Genomic DNA, 15,778 nt, shown 5'->3' with positions numbered 1-15,778 from the left:
TTCAGGCGGCATGACGGCGATCAAACCGGGTCACTTCGCCGCGGAATCGCCAGCCGGGCGAGTACAAATGGCGACCGGCTCCGGGATGCTCAGCTCCAGCCGCCACCATAGGTGCGATAGAAAACATGGAGACCGATCCGGCCGACCTTTTTCATGGTGCGGGCCCAGTTCGGTTTCACATAGACGGCATGATAGTGCGTGGCGGAGCCCACCTCGCTCAGCCAGATCTTGCCGGCGGTGACGGCAAGCGCCACTTCGCGGGCCACTTTCCAGTGATATTGGGAGTTAACCCGATCCTTGATGTTATCGCAGGCGAAGGAGAACTGGCAGCGATTGCGCCAGTCCTCGTTCTGATAGACCACGCCGCAGATGCTGTCGGGATAGGCGGGATTGCGAACGCGGTTCAGAATCACCTGGGCGACGGCCGCCTGCCCCTTCACCGATTCTCCACGCGCCTCGAAATAGATGCCGGACGCGAGGCACTGCTGTTCGCGGGCGGAGAACACCGATGGCGGCAGTACGCTTGCGGCCCAAGCATGATCGCTCGGCCCGATCCTGGGAACGAAGCGCCCCTGCTCCGGGTCCTTCTTCAAAATGGCATCAAAAGGCGAGACCTTCGCGTAATCGGGATCGGACGGGGCGTAGGCCGTGGCCAGCACGTCGGCATTGCGGTTGGTCACGAGACCAGCCAGCAGGCTCGGCACGCCGGGATCGTATTTGGGTTCCTTCTTCTTGAAATAGAAGCTGGCGAGTTCGACTGGCTTGCCCTTCGGCTTGACGAAGGCGGATTCTTCGGACGAACGCTTGCGCGGCTCGAGCAGGGAGCTGGTGCGCTTCAGTACGGAACCGGCGGTGAAGGCTTTGGGCGGCAGCATCGGCTCGATGGCGACCACACGGCCTTTCTTCAGGTCACGGGTCACGCGGTCCTCATCCGGCCGGGGATCGGCTACCTTCTTGCCGCCGTCGAAGGCGATCTTCCGACCATCCGGCAAGAGCATGCCGCTTTCCTCGGAAAGTACCGATGATCCGTTACTGCCCGCGAAGGCAAGCTCGGCCTGATGGAGGGAACCCGCGGGAGACGGCGTCAGCACCACGCGCCAGTTGGCGGAGCCCGTGTCCAGTCCGGAGATCAGTCCGGCGAGATCACCCTGCGCGGCGACCGACGGGAATGCGAGCCAGGAGACCAGACCGAAAACCACGGGCGAGGCCCAGGCATCGAAACGGGAACGGGACAGCTTCAACAGACGGCTTTTCGAACGCAAAACCGGTACTCCAGACGTGAACTCGGTTACATTAGAAAAACATCTCCCATTAACCTTGATGCTTGGTTAACAGCCCTGCCCAGCGAAGCCTGCCACCAGACGAAAAAGGCCGCCGGAAGCGTCCGGCGGCCTGACATTCTCGTGATCGATGTGGATCACTCAGATGATCACATGGGAACCGAGTTCGACCACGCGGTTGGCCGGCAGGCGGAAATAGTCCGAGGGATCGGCCGCCGTATTGGCGAGAGATATATAAAGTCTGTCCTGCCAGTAGGGCATGCCGGACTTGGCATCGGGCACGAGCTTGCGCCGGCCGAGATAGAAGGAGGTCGACATGATGTCGAACTTCAGTCCACCGCGGCGAAGGCTGGCAAGCGCCTTCGAGACGTTCTGGGTCTCCATGAAGCCGAAGCGGATTTCCACGCGACTGAAACGTTCGGACAGGTTTTCCACCACGAAGCGTTCGGCCGGGGTGGCGCGCGGCCGGTTCACCGTTCTGATGGTCAGGATGATGTTGCGCTCGTGAAGCACATGGTTGTGCTTCAGATTGTGCAGGAGTGCGGCAGGTGCTGTTTCCGGATCGCTGGTCAGGAAGATTGCGGTGCCCGGAACGGCAACCGGCGCATGTTCGCTCTTCTTCTCGACGGAGGCGATAAAGGGCTGCAGCGGCACGTCGGCATGACGCGTCTTGGCAAACAGGATCGACGTACCCCGACGCCAGGTCCACATCACGACGGTGAAGCCCGCGGCAAACAGCACCGGCACATAACCGCCGTCGTGGATCTTCAGCATGTTGGCGCCAAGGAAGACGAGCTCCAGTGCCAGGAGCGGCAGCAGTACGACCGTTGCCAGAGCCGGCGACCATCTCCAGCGGGTGCGGACAAATTCGAAGGCCATGATAGTGGTGACCACCATCGCGCCGGTGACGGAAATGCCGTAGGCGATGGCAAGCGCCTCGGAACTGCCGAAAAGCAGCACGAGAGCGAGAACGCCGAAGAGCAGCAGCGCATTCACCGAAGGCAGATAGATCTGACCCGTATGCGTTTCCGAGGTGAACATGATCTGCATTCGCGGCAGGAAGCCGAGGTGGATCGCCTGACGCACCAACGAGAAGGCGCCGGTGATCACTGCCTGGCTGGCAATGATGGTGGCGGCAGTCGCCAGAATGACGACGGGCAGCAGCGCCCATTCCGGGAACATCAGAAAGAACGGATCGGAGGCGGTCTCCGGATGCTTGAGCACAAGGGCGCCCTGACCGAGATAGTTCAGCACCAACGCCGGAAAAATCAGCACGAACCACGCCCACTGGATCGGCCGGCGGCCGAAATGACCGAGATCCGCATAGAGCGCCTCGGCGCCAGTCACCGTCAGAAAGACTGCGCCCAGCACGACGATGCCCAGAAACTTCTCGCGCACCATGAAGTCGATCGCATACCAAGGATTGAAGGACGTGAGGATGCCGAAATCGTCGGTGATGTGCACTACGCCGCCGGCTGCCATGACGAGAAACCAGAGGGCGGTGATCGGGCCGAAAAACTTGGCGACCGCCCCCGTGCCGTGGGATTGCACGGCGAACAGCCCGATCAGGATGCCGACGGAAATCGGTACGATGTAGCTCGATAGCGAGGGTGCAACGAGCTTCAAGCCCTCGACCGCTGACAAAACGGAAAGAGCTGGCGTGATCATCGAATCACCGAGGAAGAGCGCGGCACCGATCAGGCCGAGAACCATCAGGACGGCGCTGTGGCCACCAGCGTTCTTGGAAAGGAGAGCCAGAAGCGACAGCGTACCGCCCTCGCCCTCGTTATCCGCGCGCAGCAGGAAGAGCACGTATTTGATCGTCACGATGATGGTCAGCGCCCAGATGATGAGCGAGATGAGACCAATGATTTCGGCGCGGGTGATGCCGTCATGAGCGATCGGCTTCAACGCTTCGCGAAACGCATAGAGCGGGCTAGTACCGATGTCGCCGTAAACGACACCAACCGAACCGAGCGCTAGAAAAAAGAGACTTTTCCAGCCCTTGCTCTGTTGCGGGTCTTCGCAGGTTTCCTGGGTCATGGGGCAATCAGGCTCGTCAGAGCCAGCCTTTCCAGCGGAAAAACAAGAAGGGGATGATGGCCGAAAGCAGCATCGCGACAAGTGCGATGGCATAGCCATGGGTCCATGCCAGTTCCGGCATGAACTGGAAGTTCATTCCATAGATAGAAGCGACAAGCGTGGGCGGCAAGAACACCACGGATGCGATCGAAAAAATCTTGATGATGGCGTTCTGCTCGACATTGATCAGACCTAGCGACGCATCCAGTAGGAACGTGATGTTGTTCGAAACGAAAGCGGCATGTTCCGACAAAGACTGGATGTCGTGGGCAATGACGCTGCACAGTTCTTCCGCCTCCTGATCCTCCCGGACTTTCGGCAGGGACCGCAGGAAAACCACGAGCCTCGATAGAGAAACGAGGCTGTCGCGCGCCTTGCTGACCAGACGGTGATGACCGGCGATATCGATCAGTTTGTCTTCAAGGAAACGCGGCGGGCGGCGCTTGGCAGCCTTACGGTCGACGAACACCGTGGCGGAAAGCTCATCGAGCCGCGCGATGCCGATTTCGAGAACCTCGGCGGTGCGGTCGACAATCGTTTCGAGCAGTCGCGCCATCAGTTCCGCGCCGGTCCGGCACTTTCCGTGCGTGCGCAGGAGCGCCGCGCTGAAGAGTGCGAAGGCGCGCGGCTCGGCGTAACGGATGGTGACGAGCCGGTTTCCGGCGAGGATGAAGGCGACGTCGGTCAACTCTGCCAACGGATTCTCCGCCCGCCAGACGAGCGAGGCGGTCATGTAGATGCCTCCGTCCTCGACATAGAGTCGACTCGACGGTTCGATGTCCTTCAGGTCTTCCCGTGTCGGCAGCGGTATGCCCAGCAGGCGCTCCACCAATGCCTCTTCGGCAAGGTCGGGGTGTATAAGATCAAGCCACAGTATATCCGCTTCGAGCGCATCTCGCGGCTCGGCGGCCTGGATGATCTCGGCCTTTCCATCCACATGATAGGCTCTGATCAAATTGCAGACACTTTCATAGCGCCCCCAAGGTCCGTTTCGGCCGGCGAGACAAACACCGCTTCCACAAAAATTGCAAGCGGGATTTCGCGGAAGCGCCTCACGACCGCCTAAAGTCGTGCCAGTAGCCCAAAAAGGTCAACAACCCAAGCGAGTAAAATTGATCTGGATCAACGCAATGACATCTTCCTCCCGTAATCTTCTTCCTCGTGAGGCTGGGATTTTATCATGGAGGATATGATGAACGAGAAATCATCGAATTTTCTTCCCGGTTTATGGTCCGACATTCCCTTCGCCGGCCTGCGAAAGGAAATGGATCAGGCACTTGAGAGCTTTTTCGGCAAGCGAAACCTGCTCAGCGGTTCCGAGGGTGACAAATTCATCGCCCCCTCGATCGATATTGTCGAGAACGACAGCGCGATCACAATGACCGCGGAATTGCCGGGGATTGCCGAACAGGACATCGACCTTTCCATCCAGAACGGAGTTCTCAGCCTGAAGGGCGAAAAGAAGATGGAAAAGAAGGACGACAAGGACAACTACCACGTCGTGGAACGGCGCTATGGCAGTTTCCAGCGCTCAATGCGTCTGCCGTCCAGCGTCGATGAGGCCGCCGTATCGGCCCGTTTCGAAAATGGCGTGCTGACCGTAACGCTTCCCAAGAAGCCGGGAGCGGCTCCCACGGAGCGGAAGATCGCGATCGAAAAACAACAATAGATCGCGTTATCCCGCCGCCTCTATCCGCCTGGGGGCGGCGGTTGAATTTGCAGAGCCGGCCGCCGTTTCGCGACGGCGGTCGGCTCTGCATTTTCGGCAACTTACTCGAATACGATCGACGGTGCAGCGCGACCGGAAGCCGTCTGCACGCCCTGCCAGACCTTCTCGGCGATCTCCCGATACACCTTGGCCTGCGGACCTTCCGGATCGGAGACCACGACCGGGGTGCCGGCATCCGAAGTTTCGCGGATGGCAATCGTCAGCGGTACCTCTCCAAGGAACGGCACGCCGATCCTTTCGGCTTCGGCTTTTGCGCCGCCGTGACCGAAGATATCGTAGCGCGCACCGGTGTCCGGCGCGATAAAGTAGCTCATGTTCTCGACGATGCCGAGAACCGGAACCTCGACCTTCTTGAACATGTTGAGGCCCTTGCGGGCATCGATGAGCGCCAGATCCTGCGGGGTCGATACGACGACCGCGCCGGTCAGCGGCACCTGCTGGGCCATGGTCAGCTGGGCGTCGCCCGTGCCCGGCGGCATGTCGACCACCAACACGTCGAGATCGCCCCAGGCGACCTCGCGGAGCATCTGCATCAGCGCCGACTGCACCATCGGGCCACGCCAGATCATGGCCGTGCCCTCGTCGACGAGGAAGCCCATCGACATCGCCTTGATGCCGTAGTTTTCCATCGGAACGATGATGCGGTTCTCGATCTGCTGGGGACGTCCGGTGATGCCGAGAAGCTTTGGCATGGAAGGGCCATAGACGTCGGCATCGAGAATGCCGACCTTCAGGCCGTTCGCCTTCAGCGCCAGCGCGAGATTGACAGCCGTCGTCGATTTTCCGACGCCACCCTTGCCGGAGGCAACCGCAATGATCGAGGCAATGCCGGGAATGTTCTGCTTGGCCTGACGCGGCGAAGCGTTTGGTGCCGGTGCATGTGCGTGAGCGTGAGCGTGCCCATTACCGGAGCCGCGGACGGGAGCAGCGGACGGCGCGCCGGGCTTCTTTTCTGCCGTGAGGCTTACCAACGCTCCCTTCACGCCGGGCATGGATTTCACTGCGCGTTCGGCCGCCTGGCGCAAGGGCTCCAGTTCGTTGGCACGTTCAGCCGGAACGGTGATGGAGAAATACACCTTGGCGTCGGAAATGAAGACATCGGACACCATGCCGAGTTCCACGATGTTGCGGTCGAGATCCGGGCCGCGGACGGTCTTCAGGGTTTCCAGAACCTGATCTCTGGTGAGTTCGGTCATGCCATCCTCTCTAAGCTTTCATGAAGCGTAGATAATCGACCGTAAAGCCTTCGCCAACCGGCAAACGACAACGGAAGCGCAAAAGAGGATGTGGCACATTATCCAGAGTGCCTGGCAGAAAATCCAGAGTGCCTGCCAGAAACGGAAAAGCCGCCGTCAGACCGTGCCCGACCATGGCACTATCGACAGCGGCTTGTCCTTGCAGCACCTTCGTGGGTGCGTTGCAGCGTCCCCTCTGGACTTGCATATTGCGATGCAGAAACCGTGCCAGTTTTCATTCACAGAAACTTTCACATAAATTTCATAAGCATAGGTCGAAAGCGACAGTTGCGGCGCAGAATACGACTGCACAATGATATGCCCGAAGAATGGGCGGCAGCGTGTTGCAAGGCACAAAAAAGCGCCATTCAGCCTGCCGCCTGTGCCACAAGATAGTCCTCGAAGCGGTCCGGATCGAAGGTCTTGCCGTCGAAAAAGCCGTCAGGTCCAAGCACCAGCCGTCCCCTGGAAACGCCGACATATTGCGGGGAGGCCAGCGCGCCCTCCACCTTGAGATTAGCCCCCGGCAGCGGTGCAAAGACGGGTTTCAACGCCTGCCTGTAGATGTCCGGCCGGTAACTGTCACGTGCGACGGCCATGGAAAGCGGCGTGTGGCGACAGTCGGCCCATCGAACCATCTGGCTGTAGAACCACAAGGCGTGGCTTTGCCACGGGAAGGTTGCCGCCCTCCCCTCGAACAGCAGCACGTCGCCTACCTCGATGCTCTTATCAGGGGCCACGGGCAACAGCCCGGTGAGGGCGGGAAGCAGCAATTCACCACCCAACGCGAGATATTGAGGGGCCGCCAGAATGCCGGCGAGTTCCTCGATGTTTTCCGTGTTGGCGCACCACTGCGCGGCCCGATAGAGCGCACGGAGCAATCCCTCCAGTTCTCGGCGGTTGCCCTCGCTCCATCTCTGGGACATGCCGAGCACCTTACCGGGGCTCGATGCCCAGAGCGCCGACTTCAGGGTCACGATCCGCCCCTGATCGCGCCCGACGAAGCGACTGTTCCACGGCTCGGCGAGACAGCAGCCATCGAGATTGCCCTGCTCCAGCGCATCGCCGATCAGGCCGGCGGGCAACGCGACGATTTCCACGTCGACGACGGGATCGATCCCGCAGGCAGCCAGCCAGTATTTCAACTCGTAGAGACAGCAGGACAGACGGTGGGCGACGGCGAACCGCAACCGTGGCCGATTGGTTTGCCTGCGGCCATCGACAACCGTTTTCAGCGCGTCGCCGGCCCGACGTGGTTCGAGATCCTGCATCATTCCGGCCTCGAGCATACGGCGATAAAGCGACACAGAAACGGTTATGGCATTGCCGCCGAGCCCAAGCGCCATTGGCGCGACCAGCGGCACCTCCATCGGCACCAGGGCGAGATTGCAGGCGATCGGCATGGGGGCCGGCATGTGCGCTCCGTGGAAGCGGCCGGCTCCGACCGCCTCGCGGATCGCTTCCCAGGAGTTCTCCCGCACAAGGGTAAGTTTCAGGCCTTCATCACCGGCAAAACCCTTTTCAAGGGCGGCGATCAGGATCGCGCTATCCAGAAGCGGCAGGAAGCCGAGGACGATCTCTGGCCGGTTCGGCATGGCGCTACATGCTCCCCGCCTTAAAGCCGCGACGCCCGCCCGCCGGGCGGGCCGGAAACCGGCAAGCCATCAATCTCGTTGATTTCAGTGTCTTTCCTCGCGTGATCGGCATGCATGCATTTCTTGCCGAAAAGCAATTCCAGCGCAATGACCAAAGGCCAGCTCCATGAAACGAGACAACCGCACGATTACTTGATCAGGCCGAGCCTCAGGGCTTTGGCTACCGCCTGCGTCCGGTTCACCGTATCGAGTTTCTTCGTTGCGCGGTTGAGGTAATGATTGATCGTGTGTTCGGAGAGGCCGAGGATTTCGGCAATCTCGACGCTGGTTTTGCCCGCCGCAGTCCAGTTTAGACAATCGATCTCGCGCTCCGTGAGCATGTCGGTGGCGCGATTGTCGAGATCGCGGATTTCCGCAAGACGGTTGTAGATGTGGATGGAGAGAAACATCAACTCCATCATTTCCGCCGTGGAAAAGATCGATCGGTCCCCGCAGAAGGATACGGCGCCGCGAATACCGGATGCATCGTGGGCCGGGAAGAAAGCGCCGCGCGGCATCCTGAAGCGGTTAAACAAAGCGTGCGAGATCTCCATCGTCCGGGGATCGCGCTGCTTGCTCACATGTTCAATATCGTAGGTGAAGGGCGTAGTGGAGACCCGCAGACGTCCAAGCAGGGGGCTACTGGAAAGAAGCGGTGTCTGATCATATTCGGTCAGCAGGTCGGCCGGCCAGTTCGTGATGATCGAGTTGCTGGAAAGGTCGAGAGACGTAGGCGACGGCATGTTGAGGACCATGAAGGCCCGCGCACCATAGGATTCAGTCAGCCGCTTCATGAAACGGAAAACATCGAACTGCGTCTTGAAGCTACCGATCTCGGCAACCGCGGCAGCAATTCGCTCGGAAGCGTCGGGGTCAATCGCTGTCATGGCAAATGTTTCTTCGCATGACTCCAAAAATCTGAAAATGCAAATTGCTCTCCTTAGACAGCCGGCTTCCCTCAGAACGAAAGAGCGGCGACCGGAGGCCAGGCCGGAAAAACCGGCATGCAGAAAACAACACCAAACAGCCCCTGAAGGCTATTGATGTCTCCCCTGAAAGCGGCTCGTTAGAATTGCACCTTGCGCGTCGTAGATTATTGATCCGGAATAAAGTGAACTCCGAAGAACGGCACGTGTATCAATGTGCAGACGAATCCGCCCTACCCACCGTCGCCGAGCTTAGCCGCAGACGCGCGGGCTAGTCCAGAAGCCAGCTTTATTTTACCGTAAAACCCTGTCAAACAGAGGCAAGTATTCCGCATTGCCTGTGGGTGGTCTGGAATCAGGGAGAAAAGTGCGTGCCATCACATCATTCGTTTGCAGGAAACGTGCTGGTCGATCACCGGCTAGAACTTGGGGAAGGGCCGGTTTACGACCGGGAAAGCGACACACTCTGGTGGTTCGACATTCTCGGCAAGGCGCTCTGGTCACTGGAGCTGGCCACCAATACGGCGACCCGCCACGATCTACCGTTCATGGGCAGTGTTCTTGCCATCATCGATGAAAACCGCCAGCTCATCGCCGGCGACGCGGGACTTTTTCTGCGGGACCGCGCTACCGGCGAGCTCACCCCCTTTGTCGAGCTTGAGCCGGACCGCCCCGGCAACCGTTCCAATGACGGCCGGGTTCATCCCTCGGGAGCGTTATGGATCGGCACCATGGGCAAGACTGCCGCCGACGGCGCCGGCGCCATCTATCACGTCGCCGGAAACAAGGTCATTCGTATCTTCGACAAGATCAGTATTCCGAACTCCATCTGCTTCTCGCCGGACGGCAAGATCGGGTACTTCGTCGATTCGAAGATCAACAAGCTGATGCGGGTCGATGTCGATGCGGAGACCGGCCTGCCGACCGGAACACCCAGTGTGCTGATCGACGGCACCGGCCGCGAAGGTGTGTTCGATGGCTCGGTGGTCGATGCCGAGGGCAACATCTGGAACGCCCGTTGGGATGGCGGCGCAGTCGATCGTTACGACGCGGAGGGACGCCACATCGCCCGTTACGCAATGCCAGCGAAGCGGGTGACCTGCCCGGCCTTCTTCGGCCCGAACGCCGACCGGCTGATGGTGACCTCCTGCTGGGAAGGGCTCGATGACACCTCGCGCAAGGCCGACGCGCTGTGCGGCGCGACGTTCGAACTCGGCGTTGCGGTCAAGGGGCAGCACGCCCCCCGTTTCCGCCTGTGAAACAGCTTCGGCTAAGATATCGACTCGGGCGCGCAAACCGCCGTCCGCGTCGATTGTTCCCTGAATTTCGAAAAATTTAGCTGCAATTCCAATGGGAACGATTGCGCCGCCCAGACATTTTCCTCTCGAACCGACGCGATGCCCTCACTTCATCGGCAGTCGTGACGGTCGCCAAGATCATCTGAGAGGAAAGGTAGGTCCATGATGAAGAAGACCCTCAACACCTTCGCTGCAGCCGTGCTGCTTGGCTCCACTGCAATCGCACCCTTTGCCTATGCACAGGACGCCACCAGCCCCGCTCCGGCATCGCGGACGATGCCGGCTCCGGCTGAAAATGGCGCGGTGCCGTCGACCGGCGCCATGGTGCCGTCCGAGAGCAGCGCGGCAACCACGGGCGGTTATCTGACGCAGCAGAGCACGACGCAGATCAGCGCCAACGATTTCATCGGCCAGTCGGTGCACACGGCAGGCGATGAAGCCATCGGTGACATCAACGACCTGATCATCGAGGAAAAAGGCGGCATTGTCGCTGCCGTGATCGGGGTCGGTGGGTTCCTCGGCGTCGGCGAAAAGGACGTCGCCGTGCCGATGGACAAGATCACCGTCACCCACGACACGGCAAAGAACGAGGTTCGCCTGACGACCACCGAAACGGCGGAAAGCCTGAAGGCCGCGCCGGAATTCAAGACACTCGACAGCACCACCACCTCGTCGACGGTCAATCAGTGACCCGGAACGTGGGACGTGCGTAACGACTGACGGGCGGCGCCGCGATGGCGCCGCCTTTTCGTATGCGGTTCTGATGATCAGCCCATCATCCCGTTTTCGATAAGCAACATCAGGCGCGAGCGGTCGCCCCGCCGCGAGGTGTATCCGGCAACGGAAAGCCCCCGTTCTGGTTGATAGTAGGCGGCCGAACCCCAGAAGCCGATGTGCCAGAAGAAGCGTCCCTCGCCGTCGCCGCTGGCGAAGACGCCCAGCCGATAATCGGCTCCCCCTTCATGCGAACCTGGCTTCAACATTTCCGAAAGCGTCTCTTTGCGGCGGAACACGCGCCCTTCGAAGATCGCCGCCATGGCTTTTGCCAGATCGGAAGCAGACATGACGAGCCCGCCGCCGCCATAGAGATCCATGGTCGGATCGAAGCGGAACACATCCTTATTACGGAAGAACTGCCGCCCGTGAAGCGACACGCCATCCGGGGCCGGCTCCATCGCCTCCCACCACGTCGTCGACAGGCCAAGAGCATCGAAACCCATACGTTCACGAACCACCGAGGCAAGCGGCTGGCCGAGCCGGGTCTCGACGATATCGCCCAGCAAGATATAACCGGTATCTGAATAGCGGAACCGCGTTCCGGCCGGGGTGTCCGGACCACCTCTCGTCATACAGAGCCGGACCTGTTCCTCGCGGGTCCAACGCCTGCCCGGCTCCTCCAGGATCAGGTCGAGGAAGCTTTCATCGGCATGGTCGTGCAGGCCGGCGGAATGGCTGAGCAGATGCCGGATGGTGATGCGGTCGACATCGTAGCCGCCCCCACGGAGAATATCGGCAATCGGCACACTTGTCCTTGCGCCGACCGGATCGTCCAGATCGAGTTCGCCGGCTTCCCACATCGAAAGAACGGTCGCGGCAACGAAGGTCTTGGTGTTGCTGGCGCTGCGCATCGGAGAGGACGCGTTGAGCGACAGCCCGGCGGCTGCCGGGGACGCGATCCCCGTCAACACGCCGTTTTCATAGACCGCCACCGCCATAGCGGCCGGCTCCTGCGCCATCAGCGCTTCGAGACGGGTCACCGCATCGGATTTTCTGCCGGAACCATCCCCGGCAGTCCTCTCAGATCCGCGAAACCCGCCTTCCATACCGCTCTCCCCCAAAGACGCAGCGTGACCTCACGCTGTTGGAGTGCCGATCTGATTGAATGAGATCGGCACTCCAAGATCTTTTTCTTGAAGCATAATCTTGCCGATCCTCGTTTCACTCCGGTCGGATTATGCCCTAAAGAAGGCTACAATAGCGCAGCGCATCATAGATCGCCGCATGAATATTGCGGCTTTCGATGGCATCACCGATGCGGATGAGATCGAAGGCAGCACTTTCGTCCTTCACCGGCAGCGGCGATTGCCGGGCGATGAGGGCTGGATAATCGACCGCGCCGCGATTGCGGGATAGCGGCTTGAGCTCCAGATAGAGATCCGCGTTCGCCATGGTGCCATGCTCGACCACCACCTGCGCCACGCGCCGCTCCACCGTGACCGGCGAAAAATCCGAGCCGAGCGTGGCGACGAGGCCATTGCCATCGCGGCGGACCGAAGCAAGCCGCGTATTGATCGTTACGCGCACGTTCTTCTCGGCAAAGGTCTTGGCATAGGGGACGTGGTTCATGCCGCCCATTTCCGGAGCGAAAAAGCGTTCCGGGGAGACGAGTTCCAGCTCTACGCCAGCATTGGCGATCACTTCCGCAGCGCTCATTCCCTGATGCCCGCCATTATCATCGAACAGCAGGACCGGCCCTTCGGGCTTCACCGCGCCGGCGAGAATATCCCAGCTCGACACGACGAGATCGTCACCGGCTTCCAGTTCGGGCGACTGGGCGATGCCGCCCGTCGCCACGATGACGAGATCCGGCGAGAGAGCCAGCACGTCTTCGGCGGAGGCATAGGTATTGTAATGGATCGGAACGCCGAGCCGTTCCAGTTCGGCGAGACGCCAGTCGACGATGCCGATCATTTCCTTGCGGCGCGGGTTGCGGACCATCAGGTTGATCTGCCCGCCGGCCTCCCCGGTCGCTTCCAGAACCTCAACCGTGTGCCCACGTTCGGCCAGAACACGGGCGGCCTCGAGCCCTGCGGGGCCGGCACCGATCACCACAGCCTTGCGCGGCTTTTCGGCTTTCGGCAGGTCATGGGGAATGAGCGCCTCGCGGCTCGTCGCCGCATTGTGAATACAGAGCGCCTCGCCGCCTTCATAAATGCGGTCGAGACAGTAGGTCGCGCCGACGCAGGGGCGGATCTGATGTTCCCTGCCCTCGACGATCTTGCGGACGATATGGGGGTCGGCGATGTGGGCGCGCGTCATGCCGACCATGTCGAGCTTGCCTTCGGCGATCGCATGGCGAGCGGTGGCGACATCGGCGATACGGGCCGCATGGAAGACCGGGAATTTGGTCGCAGCCCTCACCTCTCCGGCGAAATCGAGATGCGGCGAGGCCGCCATGCCCTGGATCGGGATGACGTTGTTCAGCGCCGCATCATGCTCGATATGACCACGGATGATGTTGAGGAAGTCGATCTTTCCAGAACCGGCGAGGCGGCGGGCGATCTCGACACCTTCCTCTTTTGACAATCCCTTGTCCCAATCCTCATCGGCGACCATGCGGATACCGACGATGAAATCCGGGCCTGTCGCCTTGCGCACGGCGTCGATGACCATGTTGGAGAAACGCATGCGGTTTTCGAGGCTGCCGCCGAACTCGTCCTCGCGGCGATTGGTCGCCGGAGACCAGAAGCCGTCCATGAGATGGCCATAGGCCTCGAATTCAATACCATCGAGGCCCGCCGCCTGCATCCGCTGAGCGGCGGAGGCGTAATCCTCCACGATGCGCTCGATATCCCAATCCTCGATCTCTTTCGGAAAATGCCGGTGGGCGGGTTCGCGGATCGGCGATGGCGAAAGAACCGGCAGCCAGTCGCCCTTGTTCCAGTTGGTGCGGCGGCCAAGATGGGTCAGCTGGATCATCACCGCCGTCCCGTAGCTATGACAGTCATCCGCCAGCCGCTTCAGGTGCGGAACGATCTCGTCCTTCCAGGCCAGCAGGTTGCCGAAGGCCGGAGGAGAATCCCGGCTGACGCTTGCCGAACCGGCCGTCATGGTGAGCGCAATGCCGCCCTTCGCCTTTTCGACGTGATAGAGGCGATAGCGCTCACCCGGCATGCCGGCATCCGAATAAGCCGGCTCGTGCGCCGTCGACATGATGCGGTTCTTGAGGGTCAGATGCTTGAGCTGAAAAGGCTGGAGCAAAGGGTCTTTCGATAATTCCATGATGATGTCTGTCCAGTTTCAATACCAGGCGTCGGGTTTGGCGCGCATGTTCCGTTCGACATAGTCGCGCAGTGCTTCGTCAATGGCGAGGTCCAGAGGCGGCGCTTGATATTCGGCAAGCGTCTTCTTCCACTGCTTGTTTGCGCGGGTCGCCATGTCGGTCGATCCGGCTTCTGCCCATTTTTCAAACGGCTCGTTGTCGGAGACTGCCGAATCCCAGAACGCCGTCTGGTAATTGCGCATGGTGTGGGCTGAGCCGAGAAAATGGCTGCCGGGCCCGACTTCCAGAAAGGCATCCATGGCGAGCGTGTTGTCATCGACCACGACGCCGGCCATGTAGGAATGCAGCGCGCCGCAGAAATCCGTGTCCATGACGAACTTCTCGTAGGACATGGACAGCAGGCCATCGACGAAGCCGGCAGAGTGCAGGATAAAATTCGCCCCGCAATGGACGGCCGACAGCATGGACATCACGCCCTCCTGCATGGCCTGCGCATCCGGCAGCTTGGAATTGGAGAAGTTCCCCGCACAACGCAGCGGCAGGTTCAGCCGGCGGGCAAGCTGGCCGATGACCATGGAGCCGATCGCCGGCTCCGGCGTGCCGAAGGTGGGAGAACCCGACCGCAACGACATGGAAGACAGGAAGTTGCCGAAGATCACCGGCGCGCCCTTGCGCTCCAATTGGGTCAGGGCACAGCCCGCCAGCGTTTCGGCATAGGACTGGGCGATGGCGCCGGCATTGGTGACCGGTCCCATGGCGCCGCCGAGGATGAAAGGCACGATCACGGCGGCCTGGTTGGCGCGGGCATAGGCTCTCAGCGCCTTCGTCATGGTGCCGTCCCAGACGAGCGGCGAGTTGACGTTGACATTGCCGAGGATGACGCAGTTCTGATCGACGAAATCTGCACCGAAAAGGATACGCGCCATCTCGATCGATTCTTCCGCCCGCTCTTCCGCCGTCACCGAGCCCATGAAGGCGCGGTCGGAATATTTGATATGGCTGTAGACCATCTCCAGATGCCGCTTGTTGACCGGCAGGTCGACGGGTTCGCAGATGGTGCCGCCGGAATGATGCAGCCAGGGGCTGGACTGGCCGAGCTTGATGAGGTTGCGGAAATCCTCGATCGTGCCGTAGCGGCGGCCATTGTCCAGATCCATGACGAAGGGCGAGCCATAGGCCGGCGAGAAGACGACGTTGCTGCCGCCGATCTCGACGTTGTTTGCCGGATTGCGCGCATGCTGGGTGAAGGTTGCGGGAGCCGTCGACACCACCTCCCGCAGCATGCCCGGTTCAAAGCGGACGCGAACGCCGTCGATCTCCGCCCCTGCCCGCCTCCAGTGATCGAGCGTGACCGGATCGTCGCGAAACTCGATGCCGACCTCGGCGAGAATGCGATCCGCCGTCTGTTCGATACGGACGAGGTTCTCCTCCGAGAGAATGTCATAGGTCGGAATGTTGCGCCGGATGAACGGTACTTTGAGCGATGGAGTGCCGCCGCCCTCCCGCCGCGCCGGCCTGTTGCCGCGCGTGCGGCGCTCCCTGCGATCCAGTTCCAGTGCATCACCCGTCATGACCGTTCTCCCTCTTGTTG

12 protein-coding genes are annotated in these 15,778 nt (G+C 60.8%); 3 read left to right on the top strand and 9 right to left on the bottom strand.

Going from position 1 to position 15,778, the window contains the following annotated elements; genetic code table 11:
• Positions 1-89 precede the first annotated feature (89 nt).
• From H4I99_RS00920 to H4I99_RS00910, 3 genes are all read right to left on the bottom strand, one after another.
• A complete protein-coding gene (locus H4I99_RS00920) occupies positions 90-1,262 on the bottom strand; it encodes a cell wall hydrolase (protein ID WP_163903764.1) in 1,173 nt (390 codons plus the stop codon).
• A 159-nt stretch (positions 1,263-1,421) separates the two neighbouring features.
• Positions 1,422-3,323 (bottom strand): potassium transporter Kup, encoded by a 1,902-nt coding sequence (locus H4I99_RS00915; protein WP_163903763.1) that lies wholly within the window; start codon positions 3,321-3,323, stop codon positions 1,422-1,424.
• Between the two features lie 16 nt (positions 3,324-3,339).
• Positions 3,340-4,317 carry a magnesium transporter CorA family protein gene (locus H4I99_RS00910; RefSeq protein ID WP_163903761.1) on the bottom strand — a complete coding sequence of 326 codons (978 nt, stop codon included), beginning with the start codon at positions 4,315-4,317 and terminating at the stop codon, positions 3,340-3,342.
• Positions 4,318-4,542: 225 nt separating this feature from the next.
• On the opposite strand from H4I99_RS00910, the gene H4I99_RS00905 reads away from it, so the two are divergent.
• Entirely contained in the window at positions 4,543-5,031 is a 489-nt protein-coding gene (locus tag H4I99_RS00905; RefSeq protein WP_163903759.1) for an Hsp20/alpha crystallin family protein, read from the top strand.
• A gap of 101 nt (positions 5,032-5,132) precedes the next feature.
• Here the strand turns inward: H4I99_RS00905 and apbC are convergent, their stop codons facing one another.
• The 3 genes from apbC to H4I99_RS00890 all read right to left on the bottom strand — a co-directional run bounded on the left by apbC (position 5,133) and on the right by H4I99_RS00890 (position 8,847).
• The gene (gene apbC / locus H4I99_RS00900; RefSeq protein ID WP_163903757.1) at positions 5,133-6,287 is read right to left on the bottom strand and encodes an iron-sulfur cluster carrier protein ApbC; all 1,155 of its coding nucleotides are present in this window, start codon (positions 6,285-6,287) and stop codon (positions 5,133-5,135) included.
• A gap of 407 nt (positions 6,288-6,694) precedes the next feature.
• Positions 6,695-7,921 (bottom strand): CmpA/NrtA family ABC transporter substrate-binding protein, encoded by a 1,227-nt coding sequence (locus H4I99_RS00895; protein ID WP_163903755.1) that lies wholly within the window; start codon positions 7,919-7,921, stop codon positions 6,695-6,697.
• Positions 7,922-8,109: 188 nt separating this feature from the next.
• On the bottom strand, positions 8,110-8,847 hold the full coding sequence (locus H4I99_RS00890; protein WP_163903753.1) for an autoinducer binding domain-containing protein: 738 nt from the start codon (positions 8,845-8,847) through the stop codon (positions 8,110-8,112).
• Between the two features lie 410 nt (positions 8,848-9,257).
• On the opposite strand from H4I99_RS00890, the gene H4I99_RS00885 reads away from it, so the two are divergent.
• Together H4I99_RS00885 and H4I99_RS00880 are read left to right on the top strand one after the other, a co-directional pair.
• On the top strand, positions 9,258-10,145 hold the full coding sequence (locus tag H4I99_RS00885) for an SMP-30/gluconolactonase/LRE family protein (protein WP_163903751.1): 888 nt from the start codon (positions 9,258-9,260) through the stop codon (positions 10,143-10,145).
• A 204-nt stretch (positions 10,146-10,349) separates the two neighbouring features.
• The gene (locus H4I99_RS00880) at positions 10,350-10,874 is read left to right on the top strand and encodes a PRC-barrel domain-containing protein (protein ID WP_163906117.1); all 525 of its coding nucleotides are present in this window, start codon (positions 10,350-10,352) and stop codon (positions 10,872-10,874) included.
• Between the two features lie 77 nt (positions 10,875-10,951).
• Here the strand turns inward: H4I99_RS00880 and H4I99_RS00875 are convergent, their stop codons facing one another.
• The 3 genes from H4I99_RS00875 to H4I99_RS00865 form a co-directional block, all read right to left on the bottom strand.
• The gene (locus tag H4I99_RS00875) at positions 10,952-11,941 is read right to left on the bottom strand and encodes a serine hydrolase domain-containing protein (protein WP_206110869.1); all 990 of its coding nucleotides are present in this window, start codon (positions 11,939-11,941) and stop codon (positions 10,952-10,954) included.
• A gap of 202 nt (positions 11,942-12,143) precedes the next feature.
• Positions 12,144-14,186, bottom strand: a complete 2,043-nt coding sequence (locus H4I99_RS00870) for an NADH:flavin oxidoreductase (protein ID WP_163903749.1) — start codon at positions 14,184-14,186, stop codon at positions 12,144-12,146.
• Between the two features lie 18 nt (positions 14,187-14,204).
• Positions 14,205-15,758 carry a trimethylamine methyltransferase family protein gene (locus H4I99_RS00865; protein WP_163903747.1) on the bottom strand — a complete coding sequence of 518 codons (1,554 nt, stop codon included), beginning with the start codon at positions 15,756-15,758 and terminating at the stop codon, positions 14,205-14,207.
• Between the last annotated feature and the right edge of the window lie 20 nt (positions 15,759-15,778).

Origin of the sequence: Paenirhizobium daejeonense, assembly GCF_014280875.1 — a bacterium.
In the GTDB taxonomy this organism is placed as follows: Bacteria; Pseudomonadota; Alphaproteobacteria; order Rhizobiales; family Rhizobiaceae; genus Allorhizobium; species Allorhizobium daejeonense.
This window is presented reverse-complemented; position numbering and strand designations above follow the sequence as displayed.